The sequence below is a fragment of the Ectorhizobium quercum genome, from assembly GCF_026552795.1.
In the GTDB taxonomy this organism is placed as follows: domain Bacteria; phylum Pseudomonadota; class Alphaproteobacteria; order Rhizobiales; family Rhizobiaceae; genus Ectorhizobium; species Ectorhizobium quercum.
In genome coordinates, this window is record NZ_JANFPI010000001.1 from 504,886 (window position 1) to 521,760 (window position 16,875).

General features: G+C 63.9%; 14 protein-coding genes. 13 read left to right on the forward strand and 1 reads right to left on the reverse strand.

Features of this window, described 5'->3' with window-relative positions:
* The first annotated feature begins 7 nt into the window (after positions 1 to 7).
* From NOF55_RS02305 to purU, 4 genes are all read left to right on the forward strand, one after another.
* Complete coding sequence (locus NOF55_RS02305) at positions 8 to 271, forward strand: sarcosine oxidase subunit delta (protein ID WP_306409690.1); 264 nt, start codon at positions 8 to 10, stop codon at positions 269 to 271.
* Positions 268 to 3,153, forward strand: coding sequence for an FAD-dependent oxidoreductase (locus tag NOF55_RS02310; RefSeq protein ID WP_306409691.1), 2,886 nt, complete (start codon positions 268 to 270; stop codon positions 3,151 to 3,153). Before NOF55_RS02305 ends, NOF55_RS02310 begins: the two co-directional genes overlap by 4 nt.
* On the forward strand, positions 3,154 to 3,750 hold the full coding sequence (locus NOF55_RS02315) for a hypothetical protein (RefSeq protein WP_306409692.1): 597 nt from the start codon (positions 3,154 to 3,156) through the stop codon (positions 3,748 to 3,750).
* 94 nt (positions 3,751 to 3,844) lie between these two features.
* Positions 3,845 to 4,729 (forward strand): formyltetrahydrofolate deformylase, encoded by an 885-nt coding sequence (purU, locus tag NOF55_RS02320; RefSeq protein ID WP_306409693.1) that lies wholly within the window; start codon positions 3,845 to 3,847, stop codon positions 4,727 to 4,729.
* Positions 4,730 to 4,738: 9 nt separating this feature from the next.
* On the opposite strand, the gene NOF55_RS02325 is transcribed toward purU, so the two are convergent.
* Entirely contained in the window at positions 4,739 to 5,605 is an 867-nt protein-coding gene (locus NOF55_RS02325; protein ID WP_306409694.1) for a LysR family transcriptional regulator, read from the reverse strand.
* Positions 5,606 to 5,728: 123 nt separating this feature from the next.
* On the opposite strand from NOF55_RS02325, the gene NOF55_RS02330 reads away from it, so the two are divergent.
* The 9 genes from NOF55_RS02330 (at position 5,729) to NOF55_RS02370 (ending at position 16,706) form a co-directional block, all read left to right on the forward strand.
* Positions 5,729 to 6,946 (forward strand): pyridoxal phosphate-dependent aminotransferase, encoded by a 1,218-nt coding sequence (locus NOF55_RS02330; protein WP_370868875.1) that lies wholly within the window; start codon positions 5,729 to 5,731, stop codon positions 6,944 to 6,946.
* 146 nt (positions 6,947 to 7,092) lie between these two features.
* Positions 7,093 to 9,162 (forward strand): hydantoinase/oxoprolinase family protein, encoded by a 2,070-nt coding sequence (locus tag NOF55_RS02335; RefSeq protein ID WP_306409696.1) that lies wholly within the window; start codon positions 7,093 to 7,095, stop codon positions 9,160 to 9,162.
* Positions 9,155 to 10,879, forward strand: a complete 1,725-nt coding sequence (locus tag NOF55_RS02340) for a hydantoinase B/oxoprolinase family protein (RefSeq protein WP_306409697.1) — start codon at positions 9,155 to 9,157, stop codon at positions 10,877 to 10,879. Before NOF55_RS02335 ends, NOF55_RS02340 begins: the two co-directional genes overlap by 8 nt.
* A 108-nt stretch (positions 10,880 to 10,987) precedes the next feature.
* Positions 10,988 to 12,025, forward strand: coding sequence for an extracellular solute-binding protein (locus NOF55_RS02345; RefSeq protein WP_306409698.1), 1,038 nt, complete (start codon positions 10,988 to 10,990; stop codon positions 12,023 to 12,025).
* A gap of 63 nt (positions 12,026 to 12,088) precedes the next feature.
* Positions 12,089 to 13,165, forward strand: coding sequence for an ABC transporter ATP-binding protein (locus tag NOF55_RS02350; protein ID WP_306409699.1), 1,077 nt, complete (start codon positions 12,089 to 12,091; stop codon positions 13,163 to 13,165).
* Complete coding sequence (locus NOF55_RS02355; RefSeq protein WP_306409700.1) at positions 13,162 to 14,022, forward strand: ABC transporter permease; 861 nt, start codon at positions 13,162 to 13,164, stop codon at positions 14,020 to 14,022. The genes NOF55_RS02350 and NOF55_RS02355 overlap by 4 nt, the downstream gene beginning before the upstream one ends.
* Positions 14,023 to 14,042: 20 nt before the next feature.
* Positions 14,043 to 14,837, forward strand: coding sequence for an ABC transporter permease (locus NOF55_RS02360; RefSeq protein ID WP_306409701.1), 795 nt, complete (start codon positions 14,043 to 14,045; stop codon positions 14,835 to 14,837).
* Between the two features lie 43 nt (positions 14,838 to 14,880).
* Positions 14,881 to 15,864: a threonine ammonia-lyase gene (locus tag NOF55_RS02365; RefSeq protein WP_306409702.1), complete on the forward strand. Its 984-nt coding sequence runs from the start codon at positions 14,881 to 14,883 to the stop codon at positions 15,862 to 15,864.
* Between the two features lie 59 nt (positions 15,865 to 15,923).
* Positions 15,924 to 16,706, forward strand: coding sequence for an aspartate dehydrogenase domain-containing protein (locus NOF55_RS02370; protein ID WP_306409703.1), 783 nt, complete (start codon positions 15,924 to 15,926; stop codon positions 16,704 to 16,706).
* The last annotated feature ends 169 nt before the right edge of the window (positions 16,707 to 16,875 follow it).

Below are 16,875 nucleotides of genomic sequence, written 5' to 3' on the forward strand. Positions count from 1 at the left end.
AACCGTCATGAAAATCCTGAACTGCCCGATCAACGGCCCGAGGAACATCAACGAGTTCCAGTGTTTCGGGCCCGTGAAAGACGAGGCGCCGGAAACCGCGGAATCGATCGTCTCGCGCATCTTCCATGCCGCCAATCCGGCCGGACCTCTCGTGGAGTGGTGGCGGCATACGCCATCCAACACGTTCTTCCTCGCGGAACGAAACACCCTCACCGACGAAATCATCCGCACTTGGCTTCCCGCCGGGACGGCAGGGGAGCCTGAGCAATGACCGATCGTCTTTCTCTTCCCTGGGGATCGCGGATCGATCGGGCTTCCTCGCTGGACTTCGTTTTCGAGGGGCGGAGTTATTCCGCGCTCAAGGGCGACACCATTGCCAGCGCGCTCGCCGCGAATGGCCGGAAGGTGCTGTCGCGCTCCTTCAAATATCACCGGCCCCGGGGAATCCTGACGATGGCGGGGCAGGATGCGAACACCCTTGTCCAGCTCGGCGACGAGCCGAACGTGCGCGCCGACCTGCGCGAAGTCGAAAAGGGCATGGTCGTCAGCGCCCAGAACGTGGTCGGCAGCCTCTCGCACGATCTGGCCGCGGTCATGGGGCCGCTCGGCAGGTTCATGCCGGTCGGGTTCTACTATCGCAGCTTTTACGGCCCCGGCCGGAAGAGCTGGCTGAAGGTGTGGGAACCGATCATCCGCAAGTTCGCGGGCCTCGGAAAGATCAGCTTTGCTCCGGCCCCGGTGCATTACCGCAAGCGCAGCCTGCATTGCGACGTGATCGTCGTGGGCGCAGGCCCGGCCGGCATGGCCGCGGCGCTGAAGGCGGCAGAAGCCGGGCTGGATGTGCTGGTGGTCGACCAGAATCCCGAGATCGGCGGCTCCCTGACCTATGCACGGTTCGACGTCGAGGGGGACGCCGCGCGAACTGCGCTGGACGATCTTCGCGCGCGCGTCGAAAGGCATCCTGCTATTCGCCTGCTGGCCGGCGCCACGTGCAATGGCTGGTATGCCGACAACTGGTTGCCCGTTCTCCGGAAGGACACGCTGTTCAAGGTTCGGGCGAAGCAGGTGGTCCTTGCAACCGGTTCGCAGGAGCAGCCGCTCGTCTTTCGCAACAACGATCTGCCGGGCATCATGTTCTCGTCCGCCGCCCAGCGGCTGATGCGCCATTACGCGGTGCGCCCGGGCGCACGGAGCGTAGTCTTCACCGGCACGCCGGACGGCTACCGGGTGGCGCTCGATCTGGACGATGCCGGCATCGAAGTGGCGGCGGTTGTCGAACCGGCGGTGAACGACGGCAGCGAGTCCTATCGGCAGGCAGTGCGGTCGCGGGGCATCAGGCTGCTTCCGGATGCCCGGATCGTGGAGGCACACGGACGGTCGGAAATCACCGGCGTCACCGTCGCTTCCGCAGCGACGGGAGAGGAAAGGATCGCCTGCGATCTGCTGGTCACGGCAGCCGGTTACACGCCGACCTATCAACTGGCGCTTCACGCCGGCGCCACGCTCGGCCATGACGACGAGACGGGGCAATTCCGGCTCGGCAACGTTCCCGGGGCGATGTCCCTGGCCGGATCGCTGGCCGGCGCCTTCGATCTCGATGCCGTGATCCGGTCGGGCGAAATCGCCGGGGTGAATGCGGCCCGAAATCTCGGCGGAGCCATGCCGGAATTGCCGACCATCGGCAATGCGAAGGGAAGCGCCGTCAACTACACGCCGGCTCTCCGGCCGCATCCGAAGGGACACGATTTCATCGACTTCGACGAGGACCTGCAATCCCGCGACATCTGGAATGCCGTGGCCGACGGTTACAGTGAACTGGAACTCGTCAAGCGGTTCTCGACCGTGGGTATGGGCCCGTCGCAAGGCCGCCATTCGGCCTTGAACACCGCACGCATCGTTGCAGCCGCCACGAAGCGCTCGGTGGGCTCGGTCGGGATCACCACGTCGCGGCCGCCTTTCGGGCCGGAACGCCTGGGCTTGCTGGCGGGTCCCGCCCACCATCATTTCCGTCATACAGCGCTGCATGAGGACCTGCTGGCGGCCGGCGCCCGGATGATCCCGGTCGGCGCCTGGTGGCGGCCGTCCTGTTTCGCAGGGGCTTCCGGGGTCGGGCCGGCCATCGAGGCCGAGGTGCGGACGGTTCGGAACGCCGTCGGCATGCTCGATGTCTCCACGCTCGGCAAGATGGCCGTCCGCGGCCCTGACGCAGGCCTGTTTCTCGACCGTTTCTACACGATGATGCACAGCAGCCAGCCGGTCGGAAAGGTGCGCTATTGCCTGATGCTGAACGAGATGGGGTCGGTGGTGGACGACGGGGTCGCCTATCGCGTCACCGACACCCATTATCACGTCACCACCACCACGGGCGCGGCGGCGCGGGTCTATGCGGAAATGACCTGGTGGAACGCCCAATGGAAGCTGGATGTCGACATCCAGAACATAACCGGCGCGTTTTCCGGGATCAACCTGACCGGGCCGCTGGCCAGAAAGGTTCTGGAAGATCTGGATGGCGATATCGATTTCTCGGCCGGGGCCTTCCGATTTCTCGACGGGCGCACGGGAACGCTGGCGGGCTGCCCGGTTCTCGCGATGCGGATCGGTTTCACCGGCGAGCTGAGCTACGAAATCCATGTGCCCTATTCCAGCACGCGCCGTCTCTGGAAGGCTCTGCTCGAAGCGGGCGAACCCTGCGGCATCAAGCCCTACGGCCTAGAAGCCTCGCGCATCCTGCGCCTCGAGAAGGGGTATATCATCATCGGGCAGGACACCGATGCGCTGACGACGCCTGACGAACTGTCGATGGAATGGGCATTGTCGAAGAAAAAGCCGTTCTTCATCGGCCGGACCGCGCTGCAACACCGCCGCCGGTTTCCGATGTCCCGCAAGCTCTGCGGCTTCCGTTTCGACGGTGAACTGGCAGGATTTATCGCAGAAGGCTGCCTCGTCTACAGGCAGGGAAATCCGGCAGGTTTTGTGTCCTCGTGCGCCTGGTCGCCCACGCTCGGCGCGTCCATCGGTCTCGCATACGCTCACCCCGACGATGCCCGACCGGGCGGCGCCATCGACATTCGAGGCCTCGACGGCACGACCATCACCGTCCCGGTCGTCTCCCCCCATTTTTACGATCCGCAGAACAACAGGCAGGACATCTGAATGCTCATCTCCGGCTCAAGGCATTTCGCCTCCCTGCTTCCTCCATCCGTCTCTGCACGGCAGGATTCGCTGATCGTGGATTGCACGACGGTTCCGAGGTTCGGGCTTCGCGGTCCCGGCGGTTGCGAATGGCTGGTCTCGCAGGGCTTCGACGTCCCCGAAACCGTCAACCGCGCCACTCTGGACGAAAACGGGGTTCTCGCATTGCGGCTCGGACGAAACGAGGCGGTGATCAGCGGTCTGCAATGGGGCGGCCATCCTCTTTGCGAAATCGGGCGCCGCTGGTCGGCGGCGCAAGGGCCGAAGGGCTATGACGGCTTCCGGCACGATGGCTGGGGACATATTCTGGTGTCGGGCCCCGAAGCGCCCGCTTTCATGACGGAGATCGCCGAGATCGATTTCCGTCCCGCCCACATGACGACAGGCTGCATCGCGCAGACGCGGGCATTGCACCTCGACGTGATCATCGTCCGCACCGACAGGTTCGGCACGTTCGGCTACGAACTGTTCCTCGACATCGCGTCGATGACCTATGCCGTCGAGGTCATGACCCGTCTGGCCGCCGGCTACACCTTCCTCGCCCTGGCGGAGGCGTGAACGCGACGAATGTGGCGTGTCTTCCCGCCGTTACATTAGACGCCTGCGCCGGCCGGTCTTTTCGCCCTGATATCCGGTTTCGATGGAGATTTCGATGACATCCTATGTGTTGAATGTGCAATGCGCGTCGCGCAGAGGCATTGTTGCGGCCATTTCGACCTGTCTCGCCGGCAATGGCTGCAACATCACGGATTCGGCGCAGTTCGACGACGAACTGACCGGCCGGTTCTTTACGCGCATCGGCTTCCGCTCGGAAACCGGGGTTTCGGCGGAAGCGCTGACCGAGGGATTTTCCGAGGTCGCCGCGGCGTTCGACATGGAATGGGCGATCAGTGCGCAGAAGCATCGCATGAAGGTTCTGCTCATGGTGTCCAATTTCGGGCACTGCCTCAACGACCTGCTCTATCGGTGGCGCATCGGCGGGCTGCCCGTCGATATCGTCGGCGTCGTATCCAACCATATGACCTATCAGAAGGTCGTGGTGAACCACGATCTTCCGTTTTATTGCATCCGGGTGACGAAAGAGAACAAGCCGCAGGCGGAAGCGCAGTTGATGCAGATCGTCGAGGAGGCCGGTGCCGAGCTGGTGGTTCTCGCGCGCTACATGCAGGTGCTTTCGGACGGGTTGTGCAGGAAGATGTCGGGCCGGATCATCAATATCCATCATTCGTTCCTGCCGAGCTTCAAGGGAGCCAATCCCTACAGGCAGGCATTCGAACGGGGCGTGAAGCTGATCGGCGCCACGGCGCATTACGTGACGGCCGATCTGGACGAGGGCCCGATCATCGAACAGGATACCGTGCGTGTCACCCACGCCCAGAGCGCCGAGGACTACGTGGCGCTCGGGCGGGACGTCGAAGCGCAGGTTCTGGCGCGGGCCATTCATGCCCACATCCATCACCGGGTTTTCATCAATGGAAACAAGACGGTGGTCTTCCCCGCCTCGCCGGGCTCCTATGCGTCGGAACGCATGGGGTAGGCGCGTCGTCTATGGATAGAGCGTGCCGCAGACCTCGACCAGAGCATGGACCGCCGCGATGCGCGCCCCGGAGCGGTTCCACAGGAGGCCTGTGCGCCGCATCGCGCGGCCGGGCAGCGAAACCTTCTGCAACCTGAGCCCCTCCGGCCAGGGCGGGGCCCAATCGGGAACGATCGCCACGCCGAGCCCCCGGTCGACGAGTGCCGCGATCGCATCGAGCGCGTCGAGTTCCAGCCATTCGCGTACCTTCAGGTCGTGACGGCGCAGGTAATCGTCCACGAGCTGGCCGCCCCACTGGTTGCGGTCGTAGCGGATGAAGGGATGGCTGGCGATCATCGCGTGCGCAGGGCCGACAGGAAGGTGCTCGGGGGCGATGAGCAGCAGCGGATCGGCCCGGAGCGTCAGCCAGTCGGCGGATTTCGGAACCGGGAACTGCGGCTGGACGATGATTGCGGCATCCAGTTCGCCTGCGATGACCCGGTGATAGAGATCGACCGATGAGCCCGGCCGCACGAAATAATCGATTTTGGGATGCCGCGAACTCAAGGCGGTGATGATCCCGGGCAGAAGCCCGGTCAGGCCGGTTGCCGTCGCGCCGAGGCGCAACTGGCCGGCCGGCACGTCATTGGCCGCGATCGCCCTGAGGTCGCGTGCCGCTTCCACCAGTTCGCGGGCATGCGGGAGAATGGCGAGGCCGGAACCGGTGGCACGGACGGTACGGCCGACGCGGTTGACCAGCGAATGGCCGAGGTCGCTTTCCAGCGTTTTCAGCCGTTGGGCCAGGGTGGCCGGCGTCACGTTGAGCCGTCGCGCGGCCTCGGCGATGGAGCCACATTCGGCGACGATGACGAAACTCTCGAGGAAACGGATGTCCATAAGATGGTTTTTGTATCTTTTGAATCAAGGAATGGAAACATTTTCTTTCTTTTGAGGCGGGTCTTAAATTCCGGGCCGGAGCTTTCGTCCTTTCACCTCATTGCCAGTCCAGGGAGTATGCCGTTGTCGATCAAGAGCAAGTTCAGCCGGTTGGGTGTAAACAATGCGCCCGGACAGGAGGTCCGGCAGGATGCCGCCGGCATCGAGACCCTGTTGCGGGGCGGTCCACTGCCCGGCATTCCTGTTGATTTTTCGCATGGCGACGTCGACGCGCACCCGCCGACGCCGGGGTCGTTCGAGGTATTCTCCGCCGGCGTGGCGCTCGGCGGCAAGCAGGCCTACACGGAATATCGCGGCGATATCGGCATTCGCGAGCTTGTGGGCGAACGGCTTGCCGCGTTCACCGGTGCGCCGGTCGATGCCCGCGACGGGCTGATCATCACCCCCGGCACGCAGGGCGCGCTTTTCCTGGCCGTCGCGGCCACGGTGGCGCATGGCGACAAGGTCGCCATCGTGCAGCCCGACTATTTCGCCAACCGCAAGCTCGTTGAGTTCTTCGAAGGCGAAATGCTGCCCGTGCAACTGGGATACGCCGAGGCGGAAGAGGGGCGTTCAGGCCTCGATCTCGACCAGCTCGAAGATGCGTTCAAGGCCGGCGCACGCGTGTTTCTGTTCTCGAACCCGAACAATCCGACGGGTGTCGTCTATTCTCGCGACGAGATCGACCGGATCGCCGCGCTGGCGGGGCGGTATGGCGTCACGGTCATCGTCGATCAGCTTTACGCGCGCCTGCGCTATGCGGGTGTTTCCTATACGCATCTGCGGGCGCGGGAGATCGATCCGGAAAATGTCGTCACGATCATGGGGCCGTCCAAGACGGAATCCCTGAGCGGCTATCGTCTGGGCGCCGCCTTCGGGGCGAAGGAGATCATCGCCCGGATGGAGAAATTGCAGGCCATCGTGTCGCTGCGGGCCGCGGGCTACAATCAGGCGGTCATGCGCACCTGGTTCAACGAGCCGGAAGGATGGATGGACGACCGCATCCGCCGGCACCAGGCCATCCGCGACGATCTGCTTGCGGTGCTGCGGGGCGTCGAGGGCGTGTTCGCCCGCACGCCGGAGGCCGGCAGCTATCTCTTCCCGCGCCTGCCGGCGCTTGCCGTGCCTCACGACCGCTTCGTAAAGATCCTGCGGGAACAGGCGGGCGTGACCGTCACGCCGGGAACCGAATTCAGCCCGCGAACCGGCGACAGCGTCCGGCTGAATTTTTCCCAGGACCACAAGGCGGCCGTGGCCGCCGTCGAGCGCCTCGCCGTTCTGATCGAGCGCTATCGCGCCTGATCCTCCCCGGGCGCGCGGCGCGCCCGAAACAGCCTGTCCTTTTGCGCATATGCAATTTTTTCGATGACTCGCGATTTCGCGCTTGCATTGGTATCCTGTTTGGATACTGAATAAGAAAACGTCGTATTAAACAATTGGCGATGGTGATGGGAACAGTACAAAAGAACGAAAACTGGGTCATCGGCGTAGATGTCGGGGGAACATTCACCGATTTCTCGGCGCGGGAAACGAAGACAGGTCGAGTGTTCATTCACAAAAGACCTTCGACGCCCGACGATCCGTCTCGCGCGATTATTTTCGGCCTACGGGAAATGACCGAGAAATACGAAATCGATTCAGAAAGTATCGCAAGATTTGCGCATGGAACGACTGTCGCCACGAATGCGCTTCTCCAGAGACGCGGCGCCCGGGTCGCACTCGTCACGACACGCGGATTTCGCGATCTCGTCGAGATCGGCCGTCAGGTGCGGCCCCACATCTACGATCTTCAGGCCGATGCGCCCCAGCCTCTTGCCGAAAGGGCGCTTCGCTTCGAAGTCGATGAGCGCATCGGCCCTTCCGGGGAGATCATTCGCGAACTGACGGACGAAGCGATTGACGATCTGGTCGCCAAGCTGCGCCGCGAGCCCGACATTCAGGGGCTGGCGGTGTGCCTGCTCTTTTCCTTCATGAATCCTGAGCATGAGCGGCGGCTGGCGGCTGCCCTGCGGGCCGCTCTCCCGGATGTGTTCGTGTCGGCCTCCAGCGAGGTGCAGCCGGAATTCCGGGAGTTCGAACGATTTTCCACCACGCTGATCAACGCCTTCCTGCAACCCGAAGTCGGCCGGTACATGGATCGCCTCAAGGCCGAGGTCGCCACGGTGGCGCCCAATGCCGAGTTCGGCATCTTCCAGTCCAGCGGCGGGCTGATGTCGGTGGACAAGGCCTCGCAGTTTCCGGTGCGGACCGCCTTGTCGGGCCCGGCGGCCGGCGCGGTCGGGGCGACGGGCGCGGCGAAGATGTCGGACATCGGCGATATCATCACGCTCGATATCGGTGGCACCAGCACAGACGTGTGCCTCATTCGCGACGGGAAGACCGCAATCGCCAGCACGCGCGACATATCCGGCTTCCGCATCCGCCTGCCTATGGTGGACATTCACACGGTCGGCGCCGGCGGCGGGTCGATTGCCCGTCTGGGCGCCGACGGCCTGATGAAGGTCGGTCCCGAAAGCGCCGGCGCGGTTCCCGGTCCCGCCTGCTACAACCGCGGCGGCCAATTGCCGACCGTATCCGACGCGAATGTGATCCTGGGCCGCCTGCCGGTGTCGCTGACGGGCGGCGGCATGACGATCGACCGCAATCTCGGCGTGAAGGCGGTCGAGCCGCTTGCCGCACAATTGTCGACGAGCGTGGAGAAGACGGCGCTCGGCATCGTCGGCATCGTCACCTCGAACATGGTCCGGGCGATCCGGGCCGTGACGATCGAGAAAGGCTACGATCCGCGCAAGTTCTCCCTCATGCCTTTCGGCGGCGCGGGCGGGCTGCACGCAGCCGACGTCGCGCGTTCGCTGGGCATGTCGCGCGTCATCGTACCGCATGCGCCGGGAATCCTGTGTGCCGAAGGGCTGATCCTCTCCGATCTTCAGGAGGATTTCGTGATCAGCTATCGCGCGCGGGTCGACGGCGACATGAACGATGTGCGGGCAGTCGTCCGCGATCTGGTCGCCCGGGGAAACGGGTGGCTGGCCGGGGAGGGCGCCGGTGCGCTCGACACCAGCCTCGTCCTCTCCCTCGACATGCGCTACGTGGGGCAGAACTACGAATTGTCGGTCGAGGTGTCGAGCGCGTCCGGCAAGGTGGAATTACCCCCGACCGGGGAGCTGACGCAGGCCTTTTTCGCCGAGTACAAGCGGGCCTATGGCCATTATGACGCGCAGGCGCCGATAGAGATCATCAATATCCGGTTGCGGGCCGTCGCTAGACTGTCGCAAACCGAGGCGTCGGTCGCGGCACCCTCCGGCACGGCGGAACCGTTCGACGTCCGGGACGTCTGGTTCGACGAGAGCGGCAGCGTGCCGACCCCGATGTACGAGCGCTCCGGCCTTCCGGCCGGCACGGTTATCGCCGGTCCCTGCATCGTCACGCAACTGGATTCCACCACCGTCGTGCCGCCGTGGGCGACGATTGCCGTCGACCCCGCCCTCAACATGATCATGGAAATCAAAAATGTCTGACGTGGTCATCGACCCCATCTCGCTGGAAATCACCTGGAACGGACTGAAGTCCATCGCGGACGAGTGCTTCATCAGCATCATGCGCAGCGCCTTCTCCACAAATGTGAAAGAGCGCCACGATCACTCCACCGCGATCGCCGACGCGCAGGGACGGTTGATCGTGCAGGCTGAAATGGCCCTGCCCATCCATCTCGCCTCCATGCGCGGTCTCATGACGGCCATTCTCACGCGTTTCGGCGACGACATATCGCCCGGCGACATTTTCATCGCCAACGATCCGCATACCGCCGGCGGCACGCATCTTCCGGACATCAACATGGCGATGCCGGTTTTCGAAGGCGAGCGGCTGATCGGTTTCGTCGCCAATATCATCCACCATGCGGATGTCGGCGGCGCCGCCGTGGGATCGATGTCGGGAGGGCTCGACGAGATCTACAAGGAGGGGCTGCGCATCCCGATCATGCGACTGTTCTCCAGAGGCGTGCTCGACGAGGACCTCCTGGGCCTTCTGATGCTCAACATGCGCCTTCCGGACGAGCGCAAGGGAGACCTGAATGCGCAGATCGCGGCCTGCAAGCTCGGCGTGGCGCGGCTCGGGGATGTGGTGCGGGAGCAGGGGGGAGATCGCATGGTCGCGATCTTTTCCGAGATCGTCAGCCGGACCGAGATGCGGATGCGCAAGGCGATCGCCGCGCTTCCCGACGGCGTTTTCTCCTTCGTCGATTACATGGATGACGACGGCGCCGGCACCTACGACATCAAGATCGCGCTGAAGATCGAGAAGGCCGGCGACAGGATCCTGTTCGACTTCGATGGGACGGACCCTCAGGTCAAGGGCAACTTCAACATGACGCAGAACGCGACGCAATCCGCGATCTGCTTCTCCATCAAGGCGCTGCTCGACCCGAACGTTCCCAACAATCAGGGGATATTCGACGCCATCGAATTACGCGCGCCGCTAGGCTCCTTCGTCAACTGCGTCGCGCCGGCGGCGGTCGCGCTGCGTGCCAACTCGTGCCAGCGCGTGGTCGATTGCGTCTTCGGAGCGCTCGCTCCGGTGATACCCGATCGCGTCATCGCCGGGGCGAATGGTGCCAATACCAGCGCGGTGTTCACCGGCATCGATCCGCGCACCGACCAGTTGTACGTCTATCTGGAAACGCTTGGCGGCGGCATGGGTGCCCGCGCCACCTTCGATGGCAAGGACGGCGTGCAGGTCAACATCACCAACACGTCGAACCTGCCGGTCGAAGCCATCGAACTCGAATATCCGCTGCGCGTGGAGGAATATGCCCTGATTGAGGACAGCGGTGGCGCCGGGCGCAACCGCGGCGGACTGGGTATCCGTCGCTCCATCCGTCCGATCGGGCACGAATGCGAGTTCAACGGTGTCGGGGAGCGCTTCCTCCACAAACCGTGGGGACTGTTCGGGGGCGAAGAAGGAGAATGCGGACGCTTCTACGTGAAGAGCGATGGCGGTGAAGAGCGTGCGCTCGTTCCGAAGGCGTCGTGCATCCGCATTCAGGAAAACGAGATGGCGGTTCTCGAGACCGCGGGCGCCGGCGGCTACGGCCCTGCCGAAGAACGCAGCCGGGATGCGGTGCTCGAGGATATGCAATCGGGCAAATTCAGCCGCGCTTACATCGAGCGCCACTATCCCGGAATCATGACCGAACGAGAGACGGGCTCGATCCGGACGTTCGCCGGTGCGTCATAGCCGAAAGGGGCGCACCGGTTACTCCCAATAACAAGGCCGAAAAGGTCGTTTAACCTCAGTGGGAACAGGAGAATAACAATGAATGGGAATGGGATAAGCAGAAGAAAAGTGCTCGCCCTCACCGCAGCCGGTGTGGCGATGCCGTGGGTAAGCAGGGCGTTCGCACAGGAACGCCAGATCACGGTGTGCGCATACAGCGCCATTTTCGAGGATATCTACAAGAAGACGGTCATCGAGCCGTTCATGGCCGGGCATCCGGGCATCAAGGTCAACTATGTCGGCCTGCCGACGTCGGCACAGATCCTCGGCACGTTGCGGGCCCAGAAGGCCGCACCACAGATCGACGTCGCCATCATGGACATGACGGTGGCCAAGGCCGGCGGCGACGAGGCGATCTTCGCCCCGGTGACTGTCGAGCAGCTTCCGGTGATGAGGCAGCTCAACCCGCGCGCGCTCATCGAGGGGCTTCCGGGGCCGGCGGTGACGTTCGACAGCATCGTGATGCTCTACTCGCCCCAGAAGTTTGCGACCGCGCCGACCTCCTGGCGCGAGCTGTGGAACAAGGACCATGCGGGCCGCATCGCGGTGGATGCGCCGCCGAACGCGCTCGGACTGGGCCTCACCTTCATCGCCGACAATCTGGCCGGCGGCACCAACTACATGGAATCCGTCGACAAGGGGCTGGAGCTTCTCGGGGAGATGGCGCCGCTGGTGCAGACCTGGGAACCGAAGCCCGAAGTCTACACCGCCGTGATCAGCGGCGCGGTGGATCTCGGCATCGGCTACAATGCGCGTGCCCAGACCTTCTCGCTCCAGACGCCGGAGCGCATCGGCGGCGCCCTGCCGGATGAAGGCTCGGTGTTCCAGATCAACACGATAAACCTGGTCAACGGCTCGGCCCAGAGCGACGCAGCCCTCGAATTCATGTCCTACGCCCTTGGAGCCGAGGCGCAGAAGACGTTCACCGAGGCGATGTTCTACGCGCCGACCAACCAGGAAGCCGACGTTGCTCCGGAAGCGCTTGCCAGAACGGCGGCAACGCCGGAACGGATGGCGAAGATGATCGACGTGAACTGGATCGAGGTGGCGAATATCCGCGACGCGGTGACGAACCAGTGGCGAAGACAGGTCCTCAGCCGGGGTTGAACCGGTTCTCCTGACAAACCGCGCCCCGCGCTTGCGGGGCGCCATTGCCATTGCGAGGATGCCGTGTATCTGACCGTCGAATCTCTTGAAAAGCGATATGGACATCACGATCCGTCCGTATCGGATCTTTCTTTCTCACTGTCGCAGGGGGAGTTGCTGGGAATCCTCGGACCCTCCGGCTGCGGCAAGACCACGACCCTGCGCATGATCAGCGGGCTGGTCCCGATCACGTCCGGGAAAATCTTCGTCGCGGGCAGGGAGGTGAGCAATCTGCCCACCTACCGCCGGAACATGGGTGTCATGTTCCAGTCCTACGCCCTGTTCCCGCATCTGACGATCGCGGAAAATATCGCCTTCGGGCTGGAAATGCGCAAGCTTTCCCGGGCGGAGATCGGCAGGCGGGTGGCCGATGCGCTCGCGATGGTCCAGTTGAAGGCGGTGGGCGAGCGCAAGCCGCGGGAGCTTTCCGGCGGGCAGCAGCAGCGCGTCGCTCTTGCGCGCGCGCTGGTGATCGAGCCGGACATCCTCCTGCTCGACGAACCGCTCTCCAATCTCGATGCGAAACTGCGCGACGACATGCGCAACGAGATCCGCGACATCCAGAAGCGGTTGCAGATGACCACGGTTTTCGTCACGCACGACCAGACGGAGGCTATGGCCATCTGCGATCGCATCGTGGTGATGAACCGGGGGCGGCTCGAGCAGATCGGCACGCCGCTGGAAATCTACGAGAAGCCCGCCACCCCGATGGTGGCCGACTTCGTCGGACGTATCAACCGCCTTGCCGGCACCTGGCGCACCGACGGCGCCCTCATGCTCGGCGATGCCGTGGTCCGCGGAAACGCGTCGGGGACAGCCGGAACGGATGCGGTGGTAATGGTGCGCCCCCACCGGATCACGATGCTGGCGGCGGACGAGACGCCTGCTGCCGGTCCGGGCCGGAACAGGCTCGCAGGTGTCGTCAGGGACGTGACCTTCGTCGGCGACACGCTGCAATACAAGGTCGAGGCGGCAGGCGGTCTCGTCGCGGTCGAGAAGACGACGACCTCGGCGGGCAACCGGTTCAACCCGGGCGATGCCGTCAGTCTCGTCTGGCGCTTTGACGATACGCTGACATTTCCCGGGGAGGTGGCCGGATGAGCTCTGCCAATCTCGCCAGAACCGGCCAGGGACGCACAGTCATCCTGGCTTTCCTGCTGCCGATCCTGCTGGTGAACATGGTGGCCTTCATCGTGCCGGTGGTGAATCTGGCGCTGCTTTCCCTGCGCACGGCCGCGGCGACCGGGGCGCTGACCGACGGTTTCAGTCTGGAAACCTGGCGGTCCGTGCTGGTCGATTCCTTCTACTGGGCCATGCTCGGCAGGACCGTGTGGGTCGGAACGATCATCACGGCGATCACGCTCATCCTGTCCTATCCGCTCGCCCTGTTCGTCAGCAGGACGACCGGCGCGTTCAAAACGGTGCTGGTCATCCTGTGCATCTCGCCGCTGCTCATTTCCGCGGTGGTGCGCACTTACGGCTGGATGGTGATCCTCGGCGATCAGGGCTTCATGCCGGCGCTCATCCGCGCCGTGGGCCTTACGCCGCCGGTATTGCTCAACAATCAGCTCGGCGTCATCATCGGCATGACGGAAATCCTGATGCCCTATATGATCCTGGCGCTGATGTCGGGCTTCGGCAAGCTGGACCCGACCCTCGAGCAGGCCGCCGGGACGTTGGGCGCCAGACCCTTCACGGTTTTCCGCCGCATCGTGCTTCCCCTGAGCCTTCCCGGCATTCTTCTGGGATGCCTTCTGTGCTTTGTGCTCGCGGTCAGCAGTTTCATCACGCCCAAGATGCTTGCCGGCGGCCGGGTCTCGCTGCTGGCAACCGAGATCTACGATCAGGCGATTGTGACGCTGAACTGGCCGCTTGCCGCCTGTCTGTCGGTGCTTGTCCTGGTGGTGTTCGGCACGGCGCTGTTCTTCTACGGACAGCTCTCGAAGATCGTCGATTGAGTGAGAAAGGGAAACTGAAAATGGTGTCGCGCTTTCTGTCCTTTCTGAAGATCGTCGTGGTGATCGCCAGCCTGGCCTTCCTTCTGGCGCCGGTGGTTCTCGTGTTTCCGATGTCGCTCTCGGCAGACAGTTTCATCGCCTGGCCGCCGTCCGGGTGGAGCCTGCGATGGTACGTCGCGCTGGTCGAGAACGAGGCGATGGTTGAGGCCTTCAAGAACAGCTTTCTGCTGGCGTCGATCGTGACGGTGCTGACGCTCCTCATCGCGACGCCGGCGGCTGTGGCACTGGCGCGAAGCAGGTTCATCGGCAGCGAGGTCCTGCTGTCCGTATTCACCGCGCCGCTGCTTCTGCCGAGCATCGTGCTGGGGCTTGCGATCCTGATCATCTTTGTCGGCTACGGTCTCGTCGGCAGCTGGCCCGGCATGATCGTCGGTCATCTCGTGCTGACGCTGCCCTATGCCCTGCGGGTGCTGATCACGGGTCTCAAGACGCTCCCGCCTTCGCTGGAGGACGCCGCGGCGACGCTTGGCGCCCATCCGCTGACGGTGTTCCGGCGGGTGACGCTGCCGTTGATGATGCCGGCCCTCGTGGCATGCTCCGCACTCGCCTTCATCATCTCGTTCGACGAGGTGGTGGTGTCGCTGTTCATCTCGGGCACGCAACTGAAGCTGCTGCCGGTGGTGCTTTACAATTACGTCGAAAGCCGCAGCGATCCGCTGGTGGCGGCCGCCTCCGCCTTGATGGTGACGGGAACGTTGCTGCTGGTGCTGGTGATCGAACGGGCGGTCGGGCTGCGCAGGACGGTCGGCAAGTGAAATCGGTTGGCCATCGGGTGCCGCCAGACACATGGATGAGAAAATGCTGAGTTTCGATTCAATCGCCGAGGCTTGCGCCCGGCTCAAAGGACGACATGTCGTCACCCCGCTGCTCGAATATGAGCCGTTGAACGAGATGTCGGGCGGGCGCGTCCTCTTCAAGGCCGAAAACCTGCAAAAGACGGGATCGTTCAAGTTTCGGGGTGCCTTCAACAAGATCGCCTCTCTCGATCCTGCTGCGCGCCGGCGCGGCGTCGTCACCTATTCCTCCGGAAACCATGCCCAGGGCGTGGCCGCCGCGGCAAAGGCGTTCGGTGTTCCCGCAACCGTGGTCATGCCGCAGGACGCACCGGCCCTGAAGCGGAAGAACACAGAGCGGCTCGGCGCGACGGTCGTTCTCTACGACCGCAGGACCGGGGACAGAAAGGCGATCGCGGAAAAGATCGGCGCCGAAACGGGAGCCGTGATTGTGCCGCCCTACGACGATGAGATGATCATTGCAGGCCAAGGCACGATCGGCATCGAACTGTCCCGCCAGCTGGATGAGGCCAGCATCGCGGCGGACCTCCTGCTGTGCCCGGTCGGAGGCGGCGGCCTGATCGCCGGCATCTCGACCGCGCTTCGCACGCTGATGCCGCATATGCGGATATATTGCGTGGAACCGGCGGGGTTCGACGACACCCGGCGCTCGCTGGAGGAGCGCCGCCGCGTGGCGAATGCGCCGGATGCGTCCTCCATCTGCGACGCGATCGTCACCGCGATGCCCGGCGAGGTGACTTTTCCGATCAACCTTGCCAATCTGGCCGGCGGTTTTGCGGTCGGAGACGGCGATGTCGCCCGCGCCGTCGATGCGCTTTTCGAGATCGCCAAGCTCGTCGTCGAGCCGGGCGGCGCGGTTGGCCTCGCCGCGCTGCTTGGCCGGAGGCTCGAGCTTGACGGTCGCACGGCGGTCGTCGTGCTGTCGGGCGGCAATGTGGACATTGCGGCCTTTCGATCCCGGTTCGGCGTGAAAAGTGATATGATCTGACGCGGTTTCGGGTCGTTGCTGTGATTTCAGGCCGGTTTCATCCGGCGCAAGGAGATGAAATGTCGGGGATAAAGCGGAGACTGCCGAAAATCGGCATCATTGGCGGCGGTACCATTGCCGGGGCGATCGTCGAGCATGTGCAGGGAGCGGGTCTGGCCGATGTCGAGTACGTCCTCGTGTCCTCGCTCGGCAAACCGCGCGGCATGCAACTGCCGGCGGGGATATTGCTGGACGATGTGGAGGAAGCGCTGGGCCGCGACGTCGATCTCGTCGTGGAGGCCGCGATGCCGGACGTGCTGGCGAGCCTGGCTCCACGAATCCTCCGGCGCAGCAGCCTTTGCGGTTTCAGTTGCACCGCACTTGCCGATCCGTCCACGGAGGCGGCGATCCAGGAGGCCGCCACCGCGGCAGGCTTCCGCTACTACGTTCCTCATGGGGCCATCCTCGCCCTCGACGGTCTCGCGGACGGGCGCGAGGTGATCGATACGGTCGTCATCACCACCACGAAGAGCGGAAAGAGCTTCGGTCTGGCGGAGGATGTGTCCGGGGTGGTCTTCGAGGGGAGCGCCCGCGAGGCATGCCGGCTTTTCCCGCGCAATGTGAACGTGCATGCAGCCGTCTCTCTCGCAGGCATCGGCTTCGACCGGACGCAAAGCCGCATCGTCGCCGTGCCCGGTAAGGCCGCGATGGAACACCGGATCGAGATCAAGGGCAAGGGTCTGGAATGGGATCTGCGTGTCTCGTCGCAATCGCTTGGCGGCGTCACCGGATCCTACACGCCCGTCTCCGCTGCCGGATCGGTCAAGCGCATCCTCGCCGGGGCGGGCGTCGGGATCGCATGAGCCGTTGGCATCATTGACGGTTTTGGCCGGCGATAGGCAATCGCTGCCCTTGCCACGCCTGATCGCGTCTTGTAATCGATCCGTTGTCAGCGAGTGATCCGGACCGGGCTTCCCGTCTCGTTGTGATATCCCGGCCTCGGCGCGCGGGAAGGGAGCCCACGGGAAAGGG